The sequence below is a fragment of the Streptomyces sp. NBC_01142 genome, assembly GCF_026341125.1.
In the GTDB taxonomy this organism is placed as follows: domain Bacteria; phylum Actinomycetota; class Actinomycetes; order Streptomycetales; family Streptomycetaceae; genus Streptomyces.
On the sequence record NZ_JAPEOR010000001.1, the window covers coordinates 2115965 to 2142074 of the forward strand.

The window sequence follows — 26110 nt, forward strand, 5'->3', positions numbered from 1 at the left end:
GTGGCTGCGTATGCCACCGGCCGGATGACGGGCCGGAGGTCAGGACGTGACCTTCGGCTCCGTACGCGGTGGTCGGCGTGTGCTGCCCGGGGCGGTTTCGGAGGGTGTGTGGGCGGCCCACAGGGCAGCGAGGTGGCTGTCGATGTCGTTCCATTCGGTCAACAGGCGGGTGCGTTCCTCGGCGGAGAGGAGATCGATGGACGGGACGGGGCGGTCGGGGTCGGCGGCAGCGCAGCGGACCAGTCGCACCAGACGCTCCGTCATTGTCCTGGCGGAGCTCTCCTCGAAGAGGTCGGTGGAGTAGTGCAGGGACCCCTCCATACCGGACCGGCCGTCGGCCGCGGAGGCGGGATCGCATTCGGAGAAGACGAGGGCCAGGTCGAATTTGGCCACCCCCGTGTCGACCTCCTCCACGGAGACCTCCAGGCCCGGCAGCGAGAGCTGGTTCCGGCCCGCGTTCTGGTAGGCCAGCATGACCTGGAACAGGGGGTGGTGGCTCAGGGAGCGAGTGGGTTTGAGGGCGTCGACCAGGCGGTCGAAGGGAAAGTCCTGGTGCGCGTGGGCAGACAGGTTCGTCTCCCTGGTCCTCAGGACGAGCTGACGGAAGGTCGGGTTGCCCGATGTGTCGGTCCGTAGCACCAGAGTGTTGGTGAAGAACCCGATCAGGTCGTCGAGGGACTCGTCCGTGCGTCCGGAGAACGCGGCGCCCAGCGGTATGTCCGTGCCCGCTCCCAGGCGGGTGAGCAGCGCAGCGACCGCTGCCTGCACGGTCATGAAGACCGTCGTGCCCGTCTCCCGTGCGAGAGCGACCAGGCGCGCCTGTGTCTCCTCGTCCCAGCCGAAGGGGACACGGTGTCCGTGACCGGATGCCACGGGAGGCCTGGTGCGGTCGACCGGCAGGCTGAGCAGTTCTGGGGTGCCCGCCAAATCGCTTTTCCAGTAAGCGAGATGAGCAGCCATCTCACTGTCCGGGTCGTGCTCGTCGCCCAGTACGTCCCGCTGCCACACCGCGTAGTCGGCGTACTGCACCGGCAACGGTTCCCAGTCCGGTGCGGTGCCGGCGAGGCGGGCCGTGTAGGCCTCGGAGAGCTGGCGGGTGAGCGGGGTGGAGGACCAGTCGTCCGTGGCGATGTGATGGATGAGGATGAGCAGGATGTGCTCATCGGGCCGCGTGTGCAGGAGTGTGGCGCGGATCGGGGCGTCGGTGGCGAGATCGAAGGCGTGGCGGGCCTCCTGCCGGAGCACTGCGGCACGTTCGGTGGAGGTGACCTGGCGCTGGTGGAGAGCGGGTCGGGACACGGTGCTGTCGAGGATGTGCTGGGTGGGTTCTCCGTCGACGTCGGGAAACACCGTGCGGAGACTCTCGTGGCGTGCCACGACGTCCGCGACGGCATCCTCCAGCGCCGCAGGGTCGAGTGGACCGGTGAGGCGAAGGACGAGTGGGACGTTGTACGTCGGGCCCGGGCCCGCCACTTGCTGGTGGAACCACATCCTGCGCTGGGCGTACGACAGCGGAATCCGCGGACTCACAGGGCCTCCTGCTTCTCGGCGCGCGGACGCAACGACGGCCGGGCCTTCCTGGCGCTCGCCGAACGTTCGGCGAGGGCGGCGACGGTGGGGGTCTCGAACACGGCTCGGATGGGCAGCTCCACTCCGAGCGCCGTACGGATCCGGCTGATGAGACGAGTGGCGAGGAGCGAATGGCCGCCCAGTTCGAAGAAGTTGTCCTCGATGCCCACCCGGTCCAGGCCGAGCACCTCGGCCATGAGTGTGCACAGCGTTTCCTCACGCGGGGTGCGCGGAGCACCGCCCGCGCCTCCCGCTGCCGGTCCGGGGGCAGGCAGCCGGGCACGGTCCAGCTTGCCGTTGCCGGTGAGGGGCAGGGCGTCGAGCGGCACGAACGCCGACGGCCGCATGTAGTCGGGCAGATGGGCGGCCACATGGGTGCGCAGCTCACCCGGATCGGCCACCGGTGTCTGTCCCGCCCCCTTCGGTGGCACGACGTAGGCGACGATCCGCCGCGTTCCCTGGTGGTCCTCGTGCAGTGTCACGGCGGCACGGCCGACCGCCGGATGACGCCGCAGCACCGCCTCGATCTCGCCCAGTTCGATGCGGAAGCCCCGGAGCTTGACCTGGTCGTCGGTCCGGCCCACGAAGTCCAGACGTCCGTCAGCGGTCCATCGCACCAGGTCGCCGGTGCGGTACATCCGTGTGCCGGGTGAGCCGAAGGGATCGGCGACGAATCGTTCCGCGGTGAGCCCGGGCCGGCTCAGATAGCCCCGTGCCAGGCCCACGCCGCTGACGTACAGCTCGCCCTGGACGCCTTCGGGGACCGGGCGCAGCGCACGGTCGAGCACATAGACCCGTGTGTTGGGCAGTGGGCGGCCGATGACGGGGCGAGGGGTGTCGGACATCCGCGCCCAGAGCGTGTCCACGGTGTACTCGGTGGGACCGTAGGTGTTGTAGCCGCTGACGCCCGGGGTGTCCCTGAGCAACTGCCACTGGGCCTGGCTGACGGCCTCACCGCCGAGTGCCAGCACACGGGGACGGGTCGAGTCGTCGCGCAGGAACCCGTGCTCCAGGAGCTGGTCGAAGAACGACGGCGGTACGTCCATGAAGTCGATGCCGACACGGCTCACATGGGCGACGAACGCCGAGGGGTCACGGCGGGTGTCGTCGTCGATCACGTGCAGTTCATGGCCCGCCGCCATCCACAGCACCGGGGACCAGGACGCGTCGAAGGAGATCGCTCCGGCCAGCGCCGCCCGGAAGGGGCGGCCGCCGGCTCGGGCGATGTCGGCGGCGTACAGGTCACGGAAGTAGTGGTGGAAGAGGTTCACCAAGCTGCGGTGCTCGATCACCACGCCCTTGGGGCGGCCGGTCGAACCCGAGGTGTGGATCGCGTACACCGGATGGCCGGGACGCAGCGGTGCGAGACGGTGGCGGTCCGTGGGATCGGCCGTGGGCCCGGCCGCCAGATCGGACAGGGCCCCGGCGGAGTCGAGTACGAGCGTCCGCGCGCCGTGGCCCTCTCCCAGCACATGCTCGGTCGCCGTGTCCGTGAGGACGACGACCGGACGGACCTCGTCCAGGACGGTCGTGATCCGCTCCACCGGGTGGGCGGGGTCCACGGGGATGTACGCCGCGCCGGATTTCGTCACTGCCAGCAGTGCCGTGACCAGATCGGCCGACCGGGGCAGGGCCACGGCCACGTACCGCTCCGGTCCCGCGCCCCGGGCGATCAGGAGGTGAGCCAGTCTGTTGGCCCGCGCGTTGAGTTCGGCGAAGGTCAGCTCGGTCTCGCCGGCCACCACTGCCGTGGCATCGGGCGTTTCGACCGCCCGGGACTCGAACAGCTGCGGCAGCAGCTCGGCCGGCTCCTCGACGGCGGTGCGGTTCCACTCGACCAGCATGCGCTGCCGTTCGGCCGCGTCCAGCAGGTCCGCCGAACTGATCGGCCGGTCGGGGGCGGCCGACATCACGTCGAGGAGCTGTACGAACCGCCGGGCGAAGCTCTCGGCGGTCCTCCGGTCGAACAGGTCGGTGCTGTACTCGACGGCCCCGGTCAAGCCGTCGTCGGAGGTGTCCCGCAGGTTCACGGCCAGGTCGAACTTCGACGTGCCCGTGGTGAGGTGGACGGGCCGGATCTCCAGGCCCGGCACACGCACGTCGTCGGGCAGTGCCTCGTCGTGGCTCAGCATCACCTGGAAGAGCGGGGTGTGGGAGAGCGAGCGCGTCGGGTTCAGCGCTTCGACCAGCAGCTCGAACGGCATGTCCTGGTGGGCGTACACGCTCAGGTCGGCCTCGCGCACCCGGGTGACCAGTTCGCGCAGCGTGGGGTCGCCGGAGGTGTCGGCCCGCAGTACGACCGTGTTGACGAAGTAGCCGATCAGGCCGTCGAGCCGCGAATCGCCGCGACCGCCGACGGGTGTGCCGACCGGAATGTCGCAGCCGGCCCCCAGCCGCGACAACAGGGCCGCGAGCACGGAGTGGAGCACCATGAACGGGGTGGCGCCGACGCTCCGGCCCAGCTCCCGGACCCTGTCGTACAGTTCGGCGCCGATCTCGAAGCGGACCGAGCCGCCACCGTGGGAGCGGGCGACGGGCCTCGGCCGGTCGGTGGGCAGTTCGAGCAGTTCGGGTGCCCCGGCGAGCGCCTCGCGCCAGTGGCCGAGCAGGCGCGACACGAGGCTGCCCGGGTCGCTCGTACTGCCGAGGCGGTCCCGCTGCCACAGGACATGGTCGATGTACTGAACCGGCAACGGCTCCCAGTCAGGGGCGTTTCCCTCGACGCGGGCCGTGTAGGCCCGGGTGAGGTCACGCATCAGCGGGCTCATCGAGAGGCCGTCGGTGACGATGTGGTGCATCGCCACCAGCACCAGGTGCTCCGAGGCGCCGGCCGAGAAGACGGTGAAGCGCGAGGGCGGCACATCGCCCAGCAGGAAGGGCACTTGGACGGCCTCGGTCGCCGCCTTTGCCAGGCGGTCGTCGACGGGGCCGGGGCCGGCGGGAACCTGTACGGAGACCAGGCCCGGGTGGGCGCCGGCGGGCAGCACGCCCTGGTACGGCTCGCCGTCGTCTTCGTAGAAGCCGGTCCTGAGCGTCTCGTGACGGTCCAGCACATCGCGTACCGCCCGGCCCATCGCGGACAGGTCCAGGTCGCCGGAGAGCCGGAGAGCCAGGGAGGAGTTGTAGGTCGGGCTGCCGTCGAGCCGGTGCAGGAACCACAGCGCACGCTGGCCGGCGGAGAGCGGGATCCGATCGGGTCGGCGGTCGGCCCTGGTCAGGAGCGGCGGAGCACCAGCCGGGCCGGCCCGGTCGAGCAGGCCCGCCAGGGCTCTGACGGTACGGGCCCGGAAGACGTCACGGACGGTCATCTCGAGGCCGAGCGTCGTACGGATGCGGTCGGCGAGCCGCAGGGCCGACAGGGAATGTCCGCCGACCTCGAAGAAGTCCCGGTCGGCCCCGACCTGGGGAATCCCGACGACCTCGGCGACCAGGGCGCAGAGGGCCGCCTCGCGTGGCGTGCTCGGCGGTGCGCCGATGTGCTGGTCCGACCGGTGGTGTTCGGGGACGGGCAGGCGTGCGGTGTCGACCTTGCCGTTGGGGGTCAGCGGAATCCTGTCGAGGATGACGATCACCGAGGGCACCATGTAGTCCGGCAGCCGCCCGGCCGCGTGGGCGCGGAGCCCGCCCGCCGTCGTCCTCCGCCCGGCCGCGGGCACCACGTAGGCCACGATGCGATGGCCGCCGGAAGGGTCCTCGGCCACGACGGCCTTGACCTGGCCGACCGCCTCGTGCGCGGTCAACGTGTGCTCGATCTCGCCGAGTTCGACGCGGTGGCCGCGTACCTTCACCTGATGGTCGCGGCGCCCGGCGAACTCCAGCTGTCCGTCCTGGGCCCAGCGGCCGAGGTCGCCGGTGCGGTACATCCGGTCGCCCGGCGCCCCGAAGAGCGCTCCGAAGGGATCGGCCACGAAGCGGGCGGAGGTCAGCTCGGGACGGCCGGCGTATCCGCGCGCCAGGCCGGGGCCCGCCACATAGATCTCGCCGATGACGCCGGGCGCCGCCAGGCGCAGCCGCGCGTCGAGGACGTACATCCGCACGTTGTCCATGGGCCGGCCCAGGGGCAGGGTGCCCGCCGGTACCGGGTCGCCCGGACGTATGTGGTGCTCCGAGCAGTTGATGGTGGTCTCGGTGGCGCCGTAGACATGAAGAACCTTCGCTTGCGGGTGGCGGGTGCGCCACTCGTCGAGCACCTCGCCCTGGAGGGCCTCTCCGCCGAGCATCAGCTCCCCGGTGGGTGACAGGCTCTCCGGCAGTGCCGCCAGCAGGGGCAGCGCGCTGGGGGTCGCCTTGAGGAAGTCGCAGCCGCTGGGCGCGGCCGGGTACGCGGCGGACTCCGCATCCAGAGTCGTGACCCACACGCGTCCACCGGCGGCCAGGGGCACGTGCAGCGAGGTCACGCTCAGGTCGAAGGAGACGGAGGAGTGCCACAGCGAGGTGCCCCGGACACTGTCGTAGGACCGGATCGTGCAGTGGAGATAGTGCGCCAGGGAACGGTGTTCGATCACGGTGCCCTTGGGGCGTCCCGTCGACCCGGAGGTGTAGATCACATACGCGGCGTTCGCCGGACGCAGCGGGGCCCGGCGCTCGGCGTCGGTGAGGTCCCCTCCGGGCAGCGCCGATACGGCGGACGCCGTGAGGGGGTCGTCGAGCAGGACCGTCGTGGCCCTGCCGGCCGCACGGTCGGCGGGGCGCAGCAGCTCCAAGGCGTCCCGAGTGGTGAGCACACAGAAGGGCCGGGCGTCGTCGAGCATCGTCGCGATGCGCTCCGCCGGGTATCCCAGATCGATGGGCAGATAGGACGCTCCGGCCTTGAGCACGGCGAGGAGGGCGACGACCAGTCCGGCCGAGCGGGGCAGCGCCACCGCGACGATGTCGTCGGGGCCCGCGCCGCGCTCGGCCAGGAAGCGGGCCAGGCGGTTGGCGGCGGCGTGGAGTTCGGCGTACGACAGGTCGCCGTCCCGGGACGTGACCGCCGGCGCGTGCGGGGTGCGGTGGGCCTGGGCCTCCAGGACCGCGACCGCGGTGCTCTCGGGCACCGGGCGGGCGGTGTCGTTGAAGTCCTTGAACAGCCGGTCGTACTCCGCGGGGGCGAGCACCTCGACGGAGCCGAGCGGGCGGTCGGGATCCTCGGCGCCCTCGGTCAGCAGCCGGACGAGCCGACTGCCGAGGAGCTCCGCGCTCTCGGGGCCGAAGAGGTCGGCGTCCGCGTCCAGCAGGACCTCCATGCCGCCGCGTCCGCGCTCCCCGGTGGTGCGGACGCGTACGTCCAGTTCGGGAGCGTGCGGGGGCAGCTGCCCCGACTCCTCCGGCCCGCCGCAGCGCACCTGGAACAGGGCGTGCCGACGGTGCGGAGCGGTCACTCCCAGGGCCTCGGTGACCAGCCGGAACGGAGCGGTGTGCTCGCGCGCCGAGCGGTCCGCGTCCCGTACCCGGCGGGTCAGCTCGCGCAGGGTGGGATCTCCCGAACAGTCGATCCGCAGCAGGGTGAAGCCGTCCGGACCGTGGCCCGTCGCCCCCAGCGCGATGTCCTCACCCGCCCCCATCCGCGTCAGCAGGCCTGCCAGGGCGCCCTGTGCCACGGTGACCACGCCGGTGCCCTCCCGCTCGGCGAGCGCGGCGACGGCGCGGTGGGCGCGTGGCCCGACGGTGAGGGCCACCTTGGTGCGCAGACCGCTGGGTTCGGTCGGCCGCTGGCAGTCCGTGGGCAGCTCGAGCAGTGCCGGCAGGCCCGCAAGTGTGCGTTGCCAGTAGGTCAGGTGGTCCATTTCCGCTCCTGTCCGAGGTGCTGCCGTACACGCCCGTGGTCACGGGCGGCGAAGTGGTTGATGTCGCGGGTGATCTCCTTGATCAGCCGCGTCCCGCTCCCGCCGTCGTCCCGGCCCAGCAACCTGTCGTTGCGGTCTGCGCTGGCGCGGGAGAAGGGGAGCCCGCCGGGGGAGAAGTAGCGCAGGGCTCCGCTCGCGTCCCGCTTGGGGACGATCTCCGAGCGGGCGTGGATGCTGGCGCTGAACGGGATGTCGAGCCGTCCCGTACGGAAGGCCGCGTCGATCTCGCTGTGCAGTTCGCCACCGCCCAGCAGCGGGTCGAGGATCTCGCTCACCTCGCGCTGGATCCAGTACGCCTCCTCCTCGACGCGGCTCTCGTCCAGCGTGATGAAGTCGAGCAGTCCGGAGAGGGCGAGTGCCGAGGTCCTCATGCCGTGGACGTTCGCCTCGGCGTCCGGGACGCCGTACGCCTCCTGGCGGGTCTTGCTGATGATCTTCGTGGCGCCGCCGAGCCGCCCGGTCAGGGCACCGTAGAAGATCAGCGCCTCCGCCCGGTCGGCCTCTTCGGGGAAGACGCCCATGAACTCGTGGAGGACGGGAAAGACATCGACCTCCGGGGGCAGGTAGCGGGCGGCCAGCACCCGTACCGACCGCAGGGCGGCGACGTCCTGGTGTATCTCCCCGCCCTGTGGATACGCGACCGACAGACAGCGCACCCCCTCGGCGGCCGCGGCGATCGCTTCGAGGAGGGTGATCGCGAGGCTGATCGACGGGGGCACGAGCACTGCTGTCAGGGTGCCGAACAGCTCGCGGTCCACCACCACCCCGGACCGCGCCAGTTCGCCGCACGCCCGGTCCACCTGGCGCCACGCCCGCAGCGACCGCTCCAGCGGTACGTCCTTGGAGTACGGCAGGTTGTAGGAGATCCCGCCGCCCTCGAACGAGGTGATCCCCGACGCGACCGACACGGCGAACAGCAAACGGGCGTCCGGTGAGCCGTGCCGCACCTCGAGCGGGGCGGCGACGCTCTCGTTCAGCTCCCGTCCCCGCTGCCAGCCGTGAGCGACCAGCGGATAGCCGTTGAGGTGATGAGGATGCTCGCGCAGGGTCGCCGCGGCGGCGTCGAAGTGCCCCAGCCGGGTGTGGGAGTCGATGGTGACGCTCAGGATCCCCGGGGCCGCTCCCGTCTCGAGCGAGCGCAGCAGTGTGAGCATCTCGTCGTGCCCGCCCACTCCGCAGCGCGGCTGGATCACCGGTGTCCCCCTGCGTTCTGCCGCGCGCAGCACATCGGGCACCGTCTTCTTGGGGAGTCCGGTCAGATGGCGAAGGATCTCCTGCCGGTCGGGCAGTTCGGCGACGGCCCCGGGGGCAAGGCCGAGGGTGTCCTCATCAAGCATGGAAGGGTCCGATGACAGGGACGGGCGGCCGGGACGGGTGCAGCGAGTCGAGCAGCGGGGTGAGGCCGTCGGGGTCGCGGATGATGTGGTCGACCCCCAGGTCCGCCAGAGCCTGACGATCGGCGGCCGTCCCATGGCCGCCGACGGCGAGATTGCCGCCGAGCACCACGGGCGCGTGCATCCGGCCCGCTGCCCGCAGAGCGGGGAGGTCCCGCAGGTCCTCGTAGGCATGGCCGTTCAGACTGCCGATGATCACGGCTTCGGCGCCGGGGTTGGCGTCCAGGGCGTCGGCGAACTCCTCCAGCGGGGTACACACCCCGAGGTTGATGACGATGAAGCCGTCGTGGCGCAGACTCATGGCGATCAGCTGGTTGGCGACCGCGTGGGCGTCGCTGGCGGCCACCCCGAGGATGACCAGGCGGCCCGTGCGGTGTTCGGCGTGCGGGCTCATCCGGTGCTCCCACGGTAGGACGGGACGGTGGCGGCCGGTGTGTGTGCGGCGAGTACCCGGGCGACCGTGGTGCCGATCCGGGCCAGCGGCTCCGGGCGCATCATGTCCAGGTGGGCGCAGTCCACTTGGTGGTCGGTGACCGTGCCGGTCACGAACGGCAGCCAGTCCTGCCACACGGGCGCGTCGGCCTCCCGTTCCCGGGTGGCGGTCACGAAGGTCAGGTCGCCACGGAACAGCTTCGGTGCGAAGTCCCGCATGATCGTGGCGTTCCGGATCATCGAGCGGTGGACCGCCGCCACCTCCTTGTCGTCGAGGGGCACCGACACCCCCGCGTACCGGCGCAGTTCAGCGGCACGGTCCTCCGGGTCACCGGAGGCGACCGGCGTGTACCGCCCGCTGTCCCGGCCCCCTTCCACCGGGTAGCCGTCCAGCAGGCACAGCAGCCCGACCTCTTCGCCCATCGACTGCAGACGTACGGCCATCTCCTGCGCGACGAGACCGCCGAACGACCAGCCGAGCAGGTGATAGGGGCCGTGCGGGCGTACCTCGCGGATCCGCTCGACGTAGTGGGCCGCCAGGTCCGCGATCCGGTCGTCGGCGTGGGCCGGGTCGGTGAGAGCCGGGTCCTGCAGCCCGTAGACCGGGCGGCCGGGTCCGATGAGGCGGGGCAGGCCGGCGTAGCACCAGCTGGTTCCGGCCACGGGATGGACGCAGAACAGCGGATCCTCGGTGCCGCCCGTACGCAGCGGAAGCAAAGTCTCCAGACCGCTCGTGGAGCGTGCCCCGTCGGCGGACCCGTCCAGCGAGGCGGCCAGGCCTGCGACGGTAGGACTGTCGAACAGCCTGCGGACCGGCAGTTCGACGCCGAGCGTGGTCCGGACCCGGCTGATCAACCGGGTGGCGAGAAGCGAATGCCCGCCCAGGTCGAAGAAACTGGTGTGGACGCCCACCTCGGGCACCCCGAGTACCTCCGCGAACAGCTCGCTGAGCAGCTGCTCCCGTACGGAGCGCGGTTCCTGTCCCTGCGGGCCGGCCGGCCGCGGGTCCGGCAGGGCCCGGACATCGACCTTGCCGTTGGCGTTCAGCGGCAGCGCGTCTATCTCCAGGCATTCCGCGGGGACCATGTAGTCGGGCAGCAGCCGTCCCGTGTGGTCGCGCAGTACGGCCCCGTCGATGCCGTCGGAGGTGGCCGGCACGGCGTAGGCGACCAGCCGGCGGTGGCCCGGCCGGTCCTCGCGGGCGACGACAACGGCCTGGGACACCGATGGATGGCTGGTGAGTGCGGTCTCGATCTCGCCGGGTTCGATGCGGAAGCCGCGGATTTTGATCTGGTCGTCGGTGCGGCCCAGGTAGGTGAGGTGTCCTTCGGTGGTCCAGCGGGCGAGGTCGCCGGTGCGGTACATGCGGTGGCCGGGTCGGAAGGGGTCGGCGGTGAATCGCTGTGCGGTCAGGGCGGGTTGGCCGATGTATCCGCGGGCGAGTCCGTCTCCTGCGATGTAGAGCTCTCCGGGTACTCCTGGGGGGACCAGGTTCAGGTGGCGGTCCAGCAGGTAGATCTGTGTGCCGGGGATGGGGCGTCCGATGGAGGGTGCCGCGGGCCAGTCGTGCGGATCTCCGGAGAGGATCAGCGACGAGCCGTGGTGCGTTTCCGAGGGGCCGTACTGGTTCTCCAGCACCACCCCCTCCAACGACGCGAGGAACGCACGGGTCTCCGCCGACATCCGCAGCGGCTCGCCGCCGACACTGATGTGCCGCAGCGCGAGGTCCGCAGGGCGCTCGGTGAAGGAGATCGCCAGCTGGTCGAGCTGCGCCGGGGAGAGATACATCCGCTCGACCCGCTCGGACGCCAGCAGTTCCAGCAGCCGCTCGGTGTCACGCCGGGTCTCCTCGTCGACGAGGACCAGCCGATCGCCCCGCAGCAGGGTGACAAAGGCTTCCTGGAGCCATACGTCGAAACCGTGCGAGGCGAGCTGTGCACAGGAGCGTGGCGCCACCTGGTGGACACGCTCGCGGTACCGGTCGAAGCGCACGACGTTGGCGATCGTGCGCCAGTCGACCGCGATCCCCTTGGGCGCGCCCGTCGACCCCGACGTGTAGATCACGTACATCAGCGACCGCTCGTCGCGGACCGCCACCGGGCGCTTCACCGGCACCCGGCCGTCCCGCCCCGACTCGCCGTCGTACACAACAACGTGGCACCCGTCCACCGGAAGTGAACCCACGAACGCCGGGCCCGTCAGCAACACCCGCGCACCCGCGTCCCGCACCATGTACGCCAACCGGTCCGCCGGCAGCTCCGGCACCAACGGCAAGTACGCCGCGCCCGCCTTCAGCACACCCAGCAGACCCACGACCGCGTCCACCCCACGCCCCAGGCAGACCCCGACCACATCCTCCGGCCCCACCCCCGACGCACGCAGATCAGCGGCCAGCCGGTCGGCCCGCGCATCCAACTCGCCGTACCCCAGCCGCTCCCCACCACACACCAACGCCACCGCGTCCGGACCCGCCACCACCCGCGCCTCGAACAACTCCAGTGGATGGCCCACGGCGCCTTCGTCGGCACTCGGGTCGTCCGGTCCCCCCAGGAAGGCATCGCGCTCCGCGGCGACCGGCAGCGCCAGGCGGGACACCCGCTCATGCGGTGCGTCGGCAACGGCCTGGCACAGGGCGACGAAGTGATCCGTCAGGCGGCGCACGGTCGCCGGCTCGAAGAGGTCGGTGCTGTAGCAGACGGTGCCCGCGAATCCTTCCTCGCTCTCCTGCAGCTGCATCTCCAGGTCGAAGCGCGTCTGCCCGGCATCCCTGCTCACCCGCTCCACCGACCAGCCGGCCGGACTGGCGTGGTGGTCAGCGGCGCTGAGGGCGAACACGATCTGGAACACGGGGGAGCGGCTGACGTCCCGCTCGGGCGCCAGCTCCTCCACCACGCGGTCGAAGGGAACGTCCTGGTTCTCCTGCGCCCCCAGCGCGACGCCCCGCAGCCGCTCCAGCAGCTCGACGAAGGAAGGGTCGTCGGCCCATGTCAGCCGCAGCGCCATCGTGTTGACGAAGAACCCGACCAGATCCTCGAGCTCGGGCCGCACCCGTCCGGCGACCGGCGATCCGGTGACGACATCGCTGGTCCCGGTGTACCGGGCGAGCAGGATGTCGAAGGCGGTGAGCATGACCATGAACGGCGTGGCGCCGTGTGCCTGCCCGATGCGGCGCAGGGCGTCGGCGGTCGGATGCGGGATCGTGAAGTCGATGCGGTGGCCGCGCCCGCTGAGCGCTCTGGGCCTGGGGTGATCGGTCGGCAGCCCGTGCAGCGCGGGGGCCCCTTCGAGGAGTTCCGTCCAGAAGCGCAGCTGTTCCCGGGTGCGTCCGCTGTCTTCCAGGGAGTGCTGCCAGGCCGCGTAGTCCGCGTACTGGACCGCGAGCGGAGGCAGCGGGTCGGGCCGGCCGGCCGCGTACGCGTCGTAAAACGCGGACAGATCACGCCAGATGACGTCCATCGACCAGGCGTCGACGACGATGTGGTGGAGATGGAGTACGAAGCAGTGGTGGTCGTCGCCGAGGCGGAACAGCTGGGCCCGGACGAGGGGCCCGGACGTCAGGTCGAACGGACGCCCCGTCTCCGCGTGTGCCAGCCGTACGGCCTCGTCATGGGCCGCGCCGGTGCCCAGGTGCGTCAGGTCGGCCGTCTCCCAGTCGAAGCCGGCCGTGGGCGCGATCACCTGGTACGGGTCCCCGCCCGCGCTGTCGAAGGTCGTACGCAGGACCTCGTGCCGGTCGCCCACCGCGCGCAGCGCGCGCCGCAGCAGCGCCGGGTCGAGCGGCCCCCGGACATGCCACATCTCGCTCACGTTGTACGCCGACGAGCCGGGCACCAGCTGGTCGAAGAACCACATCCGGCGCTGGGCGAAGGAGAGGCGTGTGTCCCCCGCCTCGCGAGGGACGACCGTCGCTGCCGCGTCCTCCCCCGGCACCGTCCTGGTGCCGATGACCTCGGCCAGTCTCCTGATCGTGGTGATCTCGAAGAGGTCCCGTACGGAGACCGCGGCGTTCAGGGCGGTACGCATGCGCGACACCGCTTGGGTGGCCAGCAGGGAGTGCCCGCCGAGCTCGAAGAAGTCGTCGTCGACGCTGATGCCCTCGACCTTGAGCAGGCCCTCCCATATGTCGACGAGCGCCTTCTGCACGGCATCGGTGGGCGGGGCGTATGTGCCCGTGAGCCGCCGCGAGCCGACCGGTACGGGCAGGGCGGACCGATCGACCTTGCCGTTGCGGGTCAGCGGCAGGGTCGCCGCCCGCACCACGGCGGACGGCAGCATGTAGGCGGGGAGCCGGGGGCGCAGGAAGTCGCGCAGGGCGGTTTCGTCGAGGCTCCGCTCCGGGTCGGTGGGCACGACGTGGGCCGCGAGCCGGCGGGTACCCGGCGGGTCCTCGTACACCGCGACAGCGGCGTCGTGCACGTCCGGGTGGCTGGTGAGTGCGGTCTCGATTTCGCCGGGTTCGATGCGGAAGCCGCGGATTTTGATCTGGTCGTCGGTGCGGCCCAGGTAGGTGAGGTGTCCTTCGGTGGTCCAGCGGGCGAGGTCGCCGGTGCGGTACATGCGGTGGCCGGGTCGGAAGGGGTCGGCGGTGAATCGCTGTGCGGTCAGGGCGGGTTGGCCGATGTATCCGCGGGCGAGTCCGTCTCCTGCGATGTAGAGCTCTCCGGGTACTCCTGGGGGGACCAGGTTCAGGTGGCGGTCCAGCAGGTAGATCTGTGTGCCCGGGATGGGGCGTCCGATGGAGGGTGCGGCGGGCCAGTCGTGCGGGTCTCCGGAGAGGATCAGCGACGAGCCGTGGTGCGTTTCCGAGGGGCCGTACTGGTTCTCCAGCACCACCCCCTCCAACGACGCCAGGAACGCACGGGTCTGCGGGGTCAGGGAGAGGGTGTCCCCGGAGACGAACACATGCGTCAGGGCGAGGTCCAGCGGCCGTTCCGACCAGGAGATCGCCAGCTGGGCCAGCAGGGCGGGGGAGAGGTACATCCGCTCGATCCGCTCGGCCGCCAGCAGTTCCAGGAGCCGCTCGGTGTCCTGACGTACGGCCTCCTCGACGAGCACCAGCCGGCCACCGCGGACCAGGGTCGCGAAGATCTCCAGGAACGAGACGTCGAATCCGACCGACGCGAGCTGGAGGCAGACCACCGGGGTGTCGCCCAGGTACTGGTCCCGGTACCGGTCGAAGCGTACGACGTTGGCGATCGTGCGCCAGTCGACCGCGATCCCCTTGGGCGCGCCCGTCGAGCCCGACGTGTAGATCACGTACATCAGCGAACGTTCGTCGCGGACCGCCACCGGGCGCTTCACCGGCACCCGGCCGTCCCGCCCCGACTCGCCGTCGTACAGCACGACTTGGCATCCGTCCACCGGAAGTGAACCCACGAACGCCGGGCCCGTCAGCAACACCCGCGCACCCGCGTCCCGCACCATGTACGCCAACCGGTCCGCCGGCAGCTCCGGCACCAACGGCAAGTACGCCGCGCCCGCCTTCAGCACACCCAGCAGACCCACGACCGCGTCCACCCCACGCCCCAGGCAGACCCCGACCACATCCTCCGGTCCCACCCCCGATGCACGCAGATCAGCGGCCAGCCGGTCGGCCCGCGCATCCAACTCGCCGTACCCCAGCCGCTCCCCACCACACACCAACGCCACCGCGTCCGGCCCCGCCACCACCCGCGCCTCGAACAACTCCAGCAGATCACTGCCGAATTCGTGAATACTGCTTCGCTTCATCGCCCACGCTCCGTCAACCGTGCTCCCTGCACCGACCGTTGCCACGCCCATCGGTCCCGTATGTCCGGGCCCGATGCGTCCGCGTCACGCGAGGGCACGTCCGTGGTCGGCGTGCCGCCGGCCGTCCGCCCTGCGAAGGTCGGCGAGGACGTTGACGCGGCGCAGCCAGCGGTCCGTACCGTCGTATCGGGCCGTGAAGGGGCGCCGGCCGTGCACGGCCCGCTTGTTGTCGAGGATCAGCAGGTCCCCCGGCCCGATCACCACATCGCGCAGACCGGCGTCGATCCCCGAGATGAGGGTCTGGAGAGCCTCGGCCGGTTCCCCGTCGTGCAGATGGCGCGGCATGAAGGCGGGGTCGATGCAGATCGAGGGCGCTTCGGCGGAGCCGGACAGCACAGCGGTACGCCTCGGCTTCTCACGCTGTTCCTCGATCTGCCGGAAGGCATCGGCCGTCCGGTGGCCCTCGGCGATTCCGACGGTGGAGCTGTTGAAGTCGACGGTGTGCGACTCGTCGGGGAGAATCACATAGTGCTCCTCGAAGAGCAGTTCACGGGTACGCGGGTCGAGTTCGATGTCCTGGACCGGGGCAAACGTGGTCGGCACCTTGTCGTGGTTGCGCAGCGCCAGAAGCATGATCCAGTCGGCCCGCAGAGGGTGGAACGCGTCCTCGTTGTGCCATTCGAGGTTGCCTGTCGAGCTGGAACCGAGCTGTTGCTTCTCATGACCCGCGATGGGAAACAGGTCCAGGACCATCCGGCCGCGCTGCTGCGTCATGTACGAGACGGGGTCGCCGAGCAGCGACCCGAGCAGCATCAGGAGTGCCGAGGCCCGCTGCGCCTCCCTGCTCGCCGGCTCGTCGGAGTAGGTGGTGGGCGTCGGGCCGGCCAGCGCCTCGTCGACGGGCAGGTTCGACAGGACCAGTCCGCCGTACGGCCGTCCGGTGAGCCGGAATCCGGTCAGCTGCGCCTTGACGCGCAGGGGTATCTCGTGGGCGAGCAGAGCGACCTGATCGAGTCGGCGTTCCAGCGGCACACCGGGTGACGCGTCCAGTGCGGCATCGGCGACCTCCCCGAGGAGCGCTCTCTCGGCCTCGCTCAACTCCAGACAAGGAACCCCGTCGGCGGCACGCGGAAGCAGTTCCTCCGCGAGGGCCTTCGAAATGGATCCTATTGCAGTACCCATAGAAACTATCCCCTCGAATTGTGCAGTCATCCACCTTTCCTGACTTACCCGCAGTCATGGCCAGGTGTCGTTTATCTCGCCAGCAATGCACCCGGCATGAACCTACCGGACCGTCGCAGCCCGGCGGCTTTACCGGCGAGAATTCTGGCAGGCTGAAACCGCCGAAATCGTCTCGCCGGCGAGACGCGGGCGTGCGATCGGCAGAGGCTTTCCAGGAGGGGCGGGAATGAGCGGATGACATGCATTCATCGACCGGCGGAGCCATGGGACTCCCCATGCCCGGTGTCAGCCCTGCTGTCCTGGTCCGGGTGGGGGCGCAGAATCATTCCGGGGCAGTACCGCCCGCCTTTCATCTACGACACGTTCGGCGATGCCGGGCCGTCGCCCGACGTGGATGATCCGCCGGAATGCCTGAGTTTCGTGGACGACGGTGTGCAGCCTCCGGAAGTCACCCGCACGATGGTCTGGCTCCTGCTGAGCCGTACGCCGCCCGGGACGGGCCCGGACGCCGCACTGCGGAAAACGCTCGCCGAACAGTGGAACAAGGAGTTCACGCCCGTGGTGCCGCGGGGCGTCGGCACGGGCACCGGCGCCGTCCAGGAGCCGCTCACCCGCGCCGTCCGCGCCGCGGCAGGCCACGGCCGGGCGTGGCGGCGGGACGGGCCCGACACCTGGCGACAGGCGTCGGCCGCCGACGTGTTGCGCCGTTCGGACCTCGTTCCGGTGCGCCCGGACAGCCGGGAGGCGACGGCTGTCGCCGGTGACCTCCCGGCGCTCGCCGAGGCACTGCACCACCACGTAAGCCTGCGGACCCTCGTCCGGGCGAGCACCGCCGGAACGCAGCGGCTGTCCGCCCTGCTCGGCCGCGGGGCCGAGCAGGGCGAGCAGTCGCTCGAGGACCCGTACATACTGCGCCGGCCCTGGCAGCTGATCGTCGCATCGGTCGACCACATCACCGCGGAGGGCGCCCGGTTGACCCACTCGGCCGTCCACCACGGACAGCCGCCGACGGCCCACGCCGCACGGCAGCTGCTGTGTCTGCACCGTTCGGCCTTTCTCGCCGAGCGGCAGCAGGCACTCGTCCTCGATCCACGGCACAACGGCGGCCGGCTGCCCTTCCCGGCATCCTGGCCGGGCGCCGCCGGCAGATTCGTGGAGATCCCCGGCGCGGCCGCGGCCCACCTCCGAGCGATCAGGGCCCACCGTCACGCCGCAGAACGCGCACCGGGTGACACACCGGCAGGCACCACCGAGGTCGCCGATGCCCTGGAACGGGCCTGGTGGAACGTCGCCTGGCTCTTCCTGGCTCTGACCGAACTGTCCAGGCAGACCCGCTCGGAGCCGGAGGCCGGCCTGTGGCGGAGCCTGGCCGACTTCTCGGCGCCGTTCGACGGAGGCGGACCGCTCGGCGACGAGGTGGCGGCCACCGCGAGGTGGCTCGAACGTAAACTTCGCACCGATCAGCGGGCCGGGCACACCCACGGGCCCCGGCCCGGCCGTCAGCCGCCCGGCTGACCTCCAGCGCGACCGACCGACTGGCCGGTGGTCGTCCGACGCCTGCCGCCGCCGGGACGTGGACCGCCCCGGCGGCGGCAGGCGTCAGGAGCCCTGAACGACCCAGTTCCTCAACCGCAGTTGCGCGGCGAGGTCATGCACCCGGTTGCGCACCACGAAGACACGGACCCGGCCCGCCCGCTGATCCGTGGAGTGCTCGATGTCCACGTCCTCGATGTTGCACCCGACGGCAGCCACGTCTGCGAAGAGACGGGCCAGTTCGCCGGGACTGTCGCCGACGGCCACCTCCACGGCCGAGAAAGCCGTCTCCCGCATGCCGTACTTTCCCGGGATCGTCGAGCGGCCGTCGGCACCCCTTTGCAGCGATTCGATCAACCGGGCGCCGCCGCGGACGCGATCGGGTCCTTCGTCGCAGCCGTGGGCCAACTGCCGCAGACCGTCCGCCGCCTCGAGCACATCGGCCGCGAAGGAGTCCAGGACGGCTGCCACCAGGCCGGCGTTGGCGGCGAGGATGTCGGCCCACAGCGACGGGCTGCCGCCCGCGATCCGGGTGACGTCCCGCAGCCCCTGCCCGGCCAGCCGCAGCACGGACTCGTCCACGTCCAGCAGCCGGGCGGCCGCGAGACTGCAGATCAGATGAGGGGCGTGCGAGACCACGGCCACGGCCCGGTCGTGTGTCTCTGCGTCCAGCAGTACGGGGGTCGCACCGCACAGAGCCACCAGCTCCAGTGCGCAGTTGAGCGCGAGCGTGCTGGTCGGCTCGCTCGGCACGAGGACCCAGGGCCGGCCCTCGAACAGGTCCGCACGGGCGATGAGCGGCCCCGACCGCTCACCGCCGGCCAGCGGGTGCCCTCCCACCACGGACGTGAGGTCACAGCCGAGCGCCTCGGCCTCCCGACGGGGAAGGGACTTCACACTGGCGACATCGGTGTAGACGCGGGCGACGCCCTGTTTCTGCAACGACGCGAGTACCGGAGCCACCTGTGTCGGCGGTACTGCGAGAACGGCGATGTCCACGACGTCCGGGGGCTTCTCCGTCGTGCCGGCCCCGAGCGCCTCTGCGGTGCGCGCCGCCACCGGATCGATGTCGATCAGATGGGTCGCGGTGCCACCGGCTCGCAGTGCGAGGGCGACGGACGTGCCGATCAGGCCCGTTCCCACGATGGCTGCGGTGCGCACGGACTATCCCTGGGGTACGAGGTCGTAGAAGCACATCCGCGGTCCCGCCGTGGCCTGCGTGAGGACGCGACGGCAGGTCAGACCGGTCTGCTCGAAGATCTGCGCCCACGCCTTCCTGTCGACCGGGAACCCCTGGTCGGTCAGGACGTGCATCAGGAAGAAGTCCGAGTCGTTCTCCCGGTCGTCGCAGAACGGTTCGGGCTCTCCGATGAGCAGCATCTTCTCGCCGGTGAGGTATCCGGCGTACGCGTCGAGGATGTCCACCACCGCCTTGTCACCGTCCCGGAAGTGCTCGTGCAGCACGCCGATCCCGCTGATGACCTCCGCTCCGTGACACACCTCGGGCCAGGTGGACGGGTCGAAGGCGTCGGCGACCACGAACTCCAGACGGTCCTCGAGGCCGTGCCGACGGGCGAGGTCACGGGCCACCTCGACGGCCGCGGGAGCGATGTCGAGGCCCACTCCGGTGATGTCCGGGTCGCTCAGGCAGGCGTCCACGAGGAGTTGCCCCGCACCGCAGCCGAGATCCAGGATCCGCTTGGCGCCACGGTCGCGCATGGCCTCCAGGATGATCGGCGTGTAGTACTTGGCGAACACGGTGCCGCAGTGCCGGCTGAGCGGACCGTTGCTGCGGTGCACGTCATCGCCGTACACGGCGGCTCCCGTCAGCAGATCGGCCGTGCGCCGGGTGACCGGGCCGTACGCCTCCACGTAGAAGCCGAGGCGTGCCAGCGATATCTCGGACGTCAGCAGCTTCCCCTTGTGGGTGAGGAAGTACGAACCCTGCCACTCCTCCAGCAGGCCGCGCAGGACCAGGTAGCGCAGGATGTTCTCCCCGACCCGCTGGTTCATGCCCTTCAGGAGCCCGGTCTCCACGCTCCGCCTGTCGTCGCGCAGACGGTCGAGGATGCCCGTTTCGGCGACCGCCTGGATGACATGGCAGAGGTGCATGGCGCTGATGAGGTCAGGCATCGACGACGTCTGAAACTGCTGCCAGGTGTCGATCAACGACTCGTCGCGCAGCTCCAGGGTCTCGGTCCCGGCAGCCCCCGCCACACCGCGTACGCTTTCCACAGGTATTGCACTCCTCCGTCTTACCGAATGGACACATTCCCTTTGCGGGATGTGCTGATGCCTGTCCGGAAGGCTCATGCCGCACTGTCGAGTACGGCGGAGATCCACTCCGTCAGGCTTTTACTGCTCCGCTGTGCGGCCTGTTCCCAGCGGTTGATGCGCGCCTCTTCCAGCCGCAGGCTCAGGCTGATCTCCGCCTTCCCGACCGGTGGCTCGTCCGGTGCGGAGCTGGCCTTGATCTGCCTCCGCAGCTCGCTCTTCGACCACTTCAGCCGTGCGGCGAAGTCCAGCCAGTGGTCCTGCTGGTCGTCGGGAAGGGATGCCACCTCCATATGGTGCTGGAAGGTCAGATTCTCCCGTCGGCGCTGCGGAATGAACTTGCGTGCGACCCATGCGTAGTTCCGCAGAGTCTGATAGTCGAGCAGTGTCTCTTTCATGGCTCGTTGATATCGGTCGCGGTACTTCCGTTGGCCGAAGACGAGCCAGTCGCCGATCCACCAGGCCGACGAGTCCGACACCGCGAGAATCTGATCCCCGATGCGGCACCAGTTCTCCAGCGGCAGGTCTTCCGGGAGCCGCAGTCGCGTGCGTTCCGTGGAAGCCGACAGATCCACGGCGAAGATTCCCGTGTGCTTCTGGGCCGACGTCCCGGCGCGGTCCGCGCGACGAGCCGTGGAGGTCGGCATTCCGGTCAATACCTTGGTGTCCATCACGGAACCCCCAACGCTAGTGGGCCTCATTGAGCATGCCGAGGGGAGGCTTGATTTCAGTTGACGAGTAAACAAATGAGTGTGCGTCAGGAACCGCTGGACGTACCGGTCTTGGGCTGACTCCCACCCCATCCGGAGTCGGCCACGACGGTGGTCCGGTCGGGCCGCTCGAGCGAGGTGACGGGAGCAGAAATCCCGAAGGCGACGACGGCCAGGACGGCGAACTTTCCGATGAATGTGCTCACAGCAATAGCCCCCTGTTTTCGGGGAGTGGCTGAATCACTCCCGGACCTCATGCTGTCGCCGCCGGAGCCCGGCAGTAAGAAGGGAACTACTGCACGAATGTAAGCTGCATCATTGTGAACGATGCGCAACTATGTTCAAAACCGGATGAATGTGGCACGGTCCTGGACCTGGACCCGTGCGGGGCAGCGCTGCGGCTCTACCGGAAAGTGCTGGCCGAGGGGAGCCTGCCGACCCGGGCAAGTCGGCCCTGCCTCGCAGCGCTCCGGTTGGTGAGCGAGCGGCCCAGTGAGCCGGGCGTCGTCTATCCGGTCCCGCCGACAGCGGCCGCCGTGTCCGTCTTCCGTCCCCTCAAGGCGCAGATGGACCAGTACTGCAGAACCGAACGGTCGCTTCGAGCGGCGTTCGCGCAGTTCGACGCCGTCTACGACGAGACCAGACGTCAGGAGGAGCCGGCGTTCACTCTGCTGGTGGGGAGCACCGCCATCGGCGACACCCTGGAGGCGGCCGTGGATGCCTGCCGTGAGGAGCTGCTGACGGCCCAGCCGGGAGGCGGCCGTCCCGTGGAGCACCTGGTCGAGGCCCTGGACCGCGACATGCGGCTGCTCTCGCGGGGAACGCACCAGCGCACCATCTATCAGCACACGGTCCGCGCCCATCAGCCGACGCTGGCCTATATAGAGCAGGTCGTCGCCGCGGGCGCCGAAGTGCGCACCCTGGCCGAGGTGTTCGAGCGGGTCATCATCTGCGACCGCAAGGTGGCCTTCATCCCGGTGTCCGACGACCGCGGCGCCGCGGCACTCGAAGTACGGCATCCGGCGGTCGTCCGCTTTCTGGCGCAGACCTTCGACCGCGACTGGGCCCGCTGCATCCCGGTGGACGAGCAGAGCGTCGCGCACAGGTCGCCGGCCGTGATATCCGATACCCAGCGTACGATCCTGCAGGCCATCGTCGCGGGGGAGACCGATGAGTCGATAGCCCGCAGGCTCGGCATGAGCCGCCGCAGCGTCGCCGTACATGTGCGCCGGGTGTCCGAGCAGTTGGGCAGCCGCAGCCGTGGCCAGCTCGGCTATCTCATCGCCACGTCCGGGGTCCTCGACGACAACCCGGGCTGACCCGGCAACCCGGACTGACCCGTCGTCCGCCGGCGCCGGCCGCTACCCGATCGCTCGGCTACCGGCGCGCCCCGGCCGCCCGCAGTGCCAGCGCTCCCGCGGCGGCCAGCCCGAGCACCGCGATGGCCCCGCCCGACAGCCGCAGCGCCCCGACCGCACCGAGGGCGGCCACCAACGGCCCCCCGAGCGCGGTGCCCAGGGGTACCGACAGCACCCGGACCGCGGAACTCGCCGCCAGTGCCTGCGGCAGCATCGCGCTGGGCGCGGAGCGCTGGAAGAGCGTGGTCGACAGGGACGAGTAGGGCGGCCAGAGCAGGCCGGCGGCCCCGAAACAGACGACCGACACGGCCGTCGGCGCACCCAGGCCCATCGGCAGCATGAGGACGCCGAAGCCGATGACGATGCCGACGGTCGTGGGCCACAACCGCCACCGGCTCAGGAAGCCGGTGAGCACCGACCCGAGCACGGCACCGATACCGAAGGCCGTGTAGAACGCCGCCAGCACACCGGCCGAGGCGTCCAGGTCGTCCGACACATGGAGCGGCAGTGCCACATACACGGGGCCGAAGAGGAAGAAGAAGGCGAAACTCAGAGCGAGCAGCCCGGACAGCGCGGGGGTACGCCGGATCACGGCGAAGCCCGCCGTCCGCGAGGCCTTGTCCTCCTCCGGCTCGGGAACGCTGTCCTTGGGGACGGCGAAGAGGAAGGTGACCGCGAGCACCAGGAAGGTCATCGCGTCCACGGCCAGCACCGTCGCCGGGCCCCCGAAGACGATGAGGAGTGTGGCCAGCGGCGGACCCACCACCGTGGCGATCGATCCCACGCCGGAGAGCACGGCGTTCCCCGCCAGGTGATCGCGCTCCGGCAGCACTCTGGCGATCAACGTGTATATGCCCGCCTGGCCCCAGGAGTGCAGTACGGAGGAGAGCGCGAGGAGCGCGACGTAGCCCTGGATGCTGAGCACGCCGAAGGCGTGGAACACCGGGATGGCGCCCAGCGCACCCGCCCGCAACGCCGCGTCCCAGCCGGCCAGTTGGGCGGGCCTGCGGTGGCGCAGGTAGCGGCCGAGCAACAGTGCGCCCGCCGCCCCGGAAAGGGTGTAGGCAGCCGCGGCCAGCGCCACCCAGATGCCGCGGTCCGCCGCAGGCGCCAGCTCGATCGCCAGCCAGCTCACCGCCACCACGGCCATACCGTCACCCAGCGAGGAGACCGCGAATCCGGGAAGGACCCGGCGCAGCGTCGTGTGACTCATCACCGGCCAGTACGGCGAAGAACGCATCACACGGCTCAGGGCCAGGACCACAGGTACCTCCATCACGTCACGGAACCGACACTCACGACCCTTCCCCAGGGAACGGGACGCAAGGTGTTGCTTCTCTTTCGGCATAACTCCGCGCCGCGGGCGGACAAGGCGCATGAACGGGCACAGCAAGGAGCCGCCATGCCGGGTCCGCTGCCGGGCCCGGCATTCGCCGGCTTCACCGGGTGGCGCTGAGGATCAGGCCTGTTCGCCCGGGAGATACGTGAACTCGAATTCGAGGCCGTTGACGTCGAAGGCGTAGAAACTCTCGACGCCGTCGCTGTCGACGACGATTTCCGTGGCGACTTCCCGTCGGGTGAAGGAATGAGCTCCGGACTCGTACACCGACATCCACTTGGCCTGCCAGGAACGCAGCTCCTCGGGCGTACGCACCTCGATGCAGATGTGCTGGTACTGGTTGCTGTCGGCCGGCGGGGCCACGCCGTGCTCAGGACCGCGGGTGAAGACGTGGAAGCGCAGTCCGCCGGCCACGAGCTCGGCCAGACCGGACAGGCCCGGCAGCCGTTCCATGCTGAGCTCGGAGAAGGTGTCGAGCGTCCACATCACATCGGCTCCGAAGAAGTCCCGGTACCAGGCGATGCTCGCGTTCAGGTCGCCGGTCTGCACGGCGATGTGGTGGAGGCTCAGCCTCGCCGGCTCCGCCGGTGTCCCGGGGGGTTCCATGACGGCGGTCATCGGTGCGTCGGACATGTCGGTCTCCCAGTTCCTGTGGTCGGATCAGCGGCACGCGGCGTACGTCTGACGGCCGCGCGGACTGGCGGCCGCGCGCAGCAGGCCGGCCTCCTCGTCCACCGCGACGGCGCAGACCTTGCCGAGCGAGTACTCGGCCGCCAGTTCCACGTCGTGTCCTCGCGCGCGCAGATCCTCGATGACCTCCGGATCGCAGTTGCGCTCGACGGCAAGCACCTTCGGCCGCGATTCGTGCGGGGTGAACGAGGCGGAGAAATGGTCGGTGTGGAAGGCGAGCGTCTCCGTCGCGGCCTGCAGTCCGAGGCCGAAGTCCACGGCGGCGAGGAAGAACTCCAGGGTCCACTGGTCCTGGCGGTCGCCGCCGGGCGTACCGAACGCCATGGCCGGCTTTCCGTCCTTGAGCACCAGGCTCGGGCTCAGGGTGGTGCGCGGACGACGGCCGGGGCCGACGGAGTTGGGGTGGCCTTCCTGGAGGGTCATCGTCTGGCCGCGCGTGCCGAGGGAGAGACCGAGGCCCGGAACGACCGGGGAGCTCTTGAGCCAGCCTCCGCTGGGCACGGCGGCGACGAGGTTGCCGAAGCGGTCGGCCACCACGATCGTGCAGGTGTCGTTGCGGGCGGCGGTGGCCTTGACGACGGTGGGAAGACCGTTGGCGAGCTGGGACATCCAGCTTCCGTCTGCGACCGGCCAGTCCACGTCCGAATGCTCGGGCACGAAGGGCGTCCGGCCCCCCGGCGAGCCCGGCCGCAGCACCTCGGCAGCCTTGTCCTCCACCAGGGCGCGGCGGGCTGCGGTGTACTCGCGGCTCAGCAGGATGTCGAGGGGGACGTCGCTGTGGTCCGGGTCGCCGTACCAGGCCTCGCGGTCGGCGAAGGCGAGCTTGGCACACTCGGTGACGGTGTGGATGTACTCCGCGCTTCCCAGCCCCATGCTCCTCAGGTCGAAACCGTCCAGGAGCGCCAACTGCTGGAGGAAGACCGGGCTCTGTGACCAGGGGCCGGGCTTGTGGACCGTGAGATCGCGGTACTGGAGACTGCTCGGGCTCTCGACCGTGGCCCGCCAGTCCGCCAGGTCCTGCCCGGTCAACAGGCCCTTGTGATGCCGGCCCGTGGCGTCCAGGACAGGGGTCGAGGAGACGAAGCTGTCGATGGCCTCCGCCACGAACCCCTGGTAGAAGGCCCTCTCGGCGGCAGCGATCTGGGCTTCCCGGCCACCGGAGGCGGCAGTGGCCTCGTGGAGGAGCCGCTTGTAGGTGGCGGCGAGCGCGGGCATACGGAAGAGGGAACCGGCCTTGGGAGGACGCCCGTTCGGCAGGTAGACCCGCCCGGACTCGGCCCACTCCGTCTCGAAGAGCGGCGCCAGCACCTCAATGGCGTCGGCGGCACCGGCCAGCAGGGGGAAGCCGTTCTCGGCGTAACCGATGGCGTGGTCGAGAATGTCGGCGAGCGGCAGAGTGCCGTGCTCGGACAGCATCCGCATCCAGGCGCCGAAGGCTCCCGGCACCACGGCGGGCAGCAGACCCGAGCCCGGTATGTGGCGCAGCCCCAGCGACCGGAAGTGATCGATGGTGGCGGCCTGCGGCATCGGCCCCTGCCCGCACACGACCTGCACGGATTGGGTGACCGCCGAGTACGAGATGATCGGCACGTCGCCGCCGAGGCCGTTGAAGTGCGGCTCCACCACCTGCAGGACGAAACCCGCGGCCGCGGCGGCGTCGAAGGCGTTTCCGCCCTTTTCGAGAACTGACATGGCGGCCGCCGACGACAGCCAATGCGTGGAGGAAACGGCTCCGAATGTGCCGCTCAATTCCGGCCTGCCCGCGTTCACTTCACATACCGCCCTTTGCGTCGTCGACCGCGCCCATGGCGACCACAAGGCTCTTCGGCCTCATATCGGTCCAGTTGGATTCAATGTAGTCGAGGCAATCCTGGCGAATGCCCTTGTGGACGACGCTCCACCCCTCCGGGACGTCGGCGAAGTCAGGCCAAAGGGAATGCTGGTTCTCGTCGTTGGTGAGCACGAGATAACTGCCTTCCTCGTCCTCGAACGGGTTGCTCATCATCACCCTCCATTGATTCTTGGTTCGTCTCGCCGGCGGGACACGACGCTACCCTGACCCATGCCCATTTCC

Annotated in this window: 16 protein-coding genes; 2 read left to right on the top strand and 14 right to left on the bottom strand. The window is 70.2% G+C overall.

All coding sequences use genetic code 11. From position 1 onward, the window contains the following. Positions 1 to 39: 39 nt before the first annotated feature. The 6 genes from OG883_RS09675 to gntD form a co-directional block, all read right to left on the bottom strand. Entirely contained in the window at positions 40 to 1530 is a 1491-nt protein-coding gene (locus OG883_RS09675) for a condensation domain-containing protein (protein ID WP_266537729.1), read from the bottom strand. Continuing rightward, complete coding sequence (locus OG883_RS09680) at positions 1527 to 7334, bottom strand: non-ribosomal peptide synthetase (protein ID WP_266537732.1); 5808 nt, start codon at positions 7332 to 7334, stop codon at positions 1527 to 1529. The genes OG883_RS09675 and OG883_RS09680 overlap by 4 nt, the downstream gene beginning before the upstream one ends. After that, on the bottom strand, positions 7322 to 8731 hold the full coding sequence (locus OG883_RS09685; RefSeq protein ID WP_266537735.1) for a methylaspartate mutase: 1410 nt from the start codon (positions 8729 to 8731) through the stop codon (positions 7322 to 7324). The genes OG883_RS09680 and OG883_RS09685 overlap by 13 nt, the downstream gene beginning before the upstream one ends. After that, positions 8724 to 9182, bottom strand: a complete 459-nt coding sequence (locus tag OG883_RS09690) for a cobalamin-dependent protein (RefSeq protein WP_266537737.1) — start codon at positions 9180 to 9182, stop codon at positions 8724 to 8726. The genes OG883_RS09685 and OG883_RS09690 overlap by 8 nt, the downstream gene beginning before the upstream one ends. Further along, positions 9179 to 14950 carry a non-ribosomal peptide synthetase gene (locus OG883_RS09695; RefSeq protein ID WP_266537740.1) on the bottom strand — a complete coding sequence of 1924 codons (5772 nt, stop codon included), beginning with the start codon at positions 14948 to 14950 and terminating at the stop codon, positions 9179 to 9181. The genes OG883_RS09690 and OG883_RS09695 overlap by 4 nt, the downstream gene beginning before the upstream one ends. A gap of 84 nt (positions 14951 to 15034) precedes the next feature. Further along, a complete protein-coding gene (gene gntD, locus OG883_RS09700) occupies positions 15035 to 16132 on the bottom strand; it encodes a guanitoxin biosynthesis L-enduracididine beta-hydroxylase GntD (protein WP_266537743.1) in 1098 nt (365 codons plus the stop codon). 390 nt (positions 16133 to 16522) lie between these two features. Between gntD and OG883_RS09705 the strand changes: the two genes are divergently transcribed. Then, entirely contained in the window at positions 16523 to 17647 is a 1125-nt protein-coding gene (locus tag OG883_RS09705; protein ID WP_266537747.1) for a hypothetical protein, read from the top strand. A gap of 84 nt (positions 17648 to 17731) precedes the next feature. Here OG883_RS09705 and OG883_RS09710 read toward each other — a convergent pair whose 3' ends face one another. The 4 genes from OG883_RS09710 to OG883_RS09725 form a co-directional block, all read right to left on the bottom strand. Further along, complete coding sequence (locus tag OG883_RS09710) at positions 17732 to 18826, bottom strand: prephenate dehydrogenase (protein WP_266537750.1); 1095 nt, start codon at positions 18824 to 18826, stop codon at positions 17732 to 17734. 3 nt (positions 18827 to 18829) lie between these two features. Next, the gene (locus OG883_RS09715; protein ID WP_266537753.1) at positions 18830 to 19900 is read right to left on the bottom strand and encodes a methyltransferase domain-containing protein; all 1071 of its coding nucleotides are present in this window, start codon (positions 19898 to 19900) and stop codon (positions 18830 to 18832) included. A gap of 74 nt (positions 19901 to 19974) precedes the next feature. Then, positions 19975 to 20610 (bottom strand): LmbU family transcriptional regulator, encoded by a 636-nt coding sequence (locus OG883_RS09720; RefSeq protein ID WP_323180895.1) that lies wholly within the window; start codon positions 20608 to 20610, stop codon positions 19975 to 19977. A gap of 86 nt (positions 20611 to 20696) precedes the next feature. Further along, positions 20697 to 20855, bottom strand: a complete 159-nt coding sequence (locus OG883_RS09725; RefSeq protein ID WP_266537756.1) for a hypothetical protein — start codon at positions 20853 to 20855, stop codon at positions 20697 to 20699. Positions 20856 to 21125: 270 nt separating this feature from the next. On the opposite strand from OG883_RS09725, the gene OG883_RS09730 reads away from it, so the two are divergent. Next, a complete protein-coding gene (locus OG883_RS09730) occupies positions 21126 to 21968 on the top strand; it encodes a LuxR C-terminal-related transcriptional regulator (RefSeq protein ID WP_266537759.1) in 843 nt (280 codons plus the stop codon). Positions 21969 to 22026: 58 nt separating this feature from the next. Here the strand turns inward: OG883_RS09730 and OG883_RS09735 are convergent, their stop codons facing one another. The 4 genes from OG883_RS09735 to OG883_RS09750 form a co-directional block, all read right to left on the bottom strand. Continuing rightward, positions 22027 to 23283, bottom strand: coding sequence for an MFS transporter (locus tag OG883_RS09735; protein WP_266537768.1), 1257 nt, complete (start codon positions 23281 to 23283; stop codon positions 22027 to 22029). A 183-nt stretch (positions 23284 to 23466) separates the two neighbouring features. Next, positions 23467 to 23979, bottom strand: coding sequence for a VOC family protein (locus OG883_RS09740; protein WP_266537770.1), 513 nt, complete (start codon positions 23977 to 23979; stop codon positions 23467 to 23469). A gap of 27 nt (positions 23980 to 24006) precedes the next feature. Beyond that, entirely contained in the window at positions 24007 to 25728 is a 1722-nt protein-coding gene (locus OG883_RS09745; RefSeq protein ID WP_266537772.1) for a gamma-glutamyltransferase family protein, read from the bottom strand. A 79-nt stretch (positions 25729 to 25807) separates the two neighbouring features. Next, positions 25808 to 26038 carry an MbtH family protein gene (locus OG883_RS09750; protein ID WP_323180896.1) on the bottom strand — a complete coding sequence of 77 codons (231 nt, stop codon included), beginning with the start codon at positions 26036 to 26038 and terminating at the stop codon, positions 25808 to 25810. Positions 26039 to 26110 lie beyond the last annotated feature (72 nt).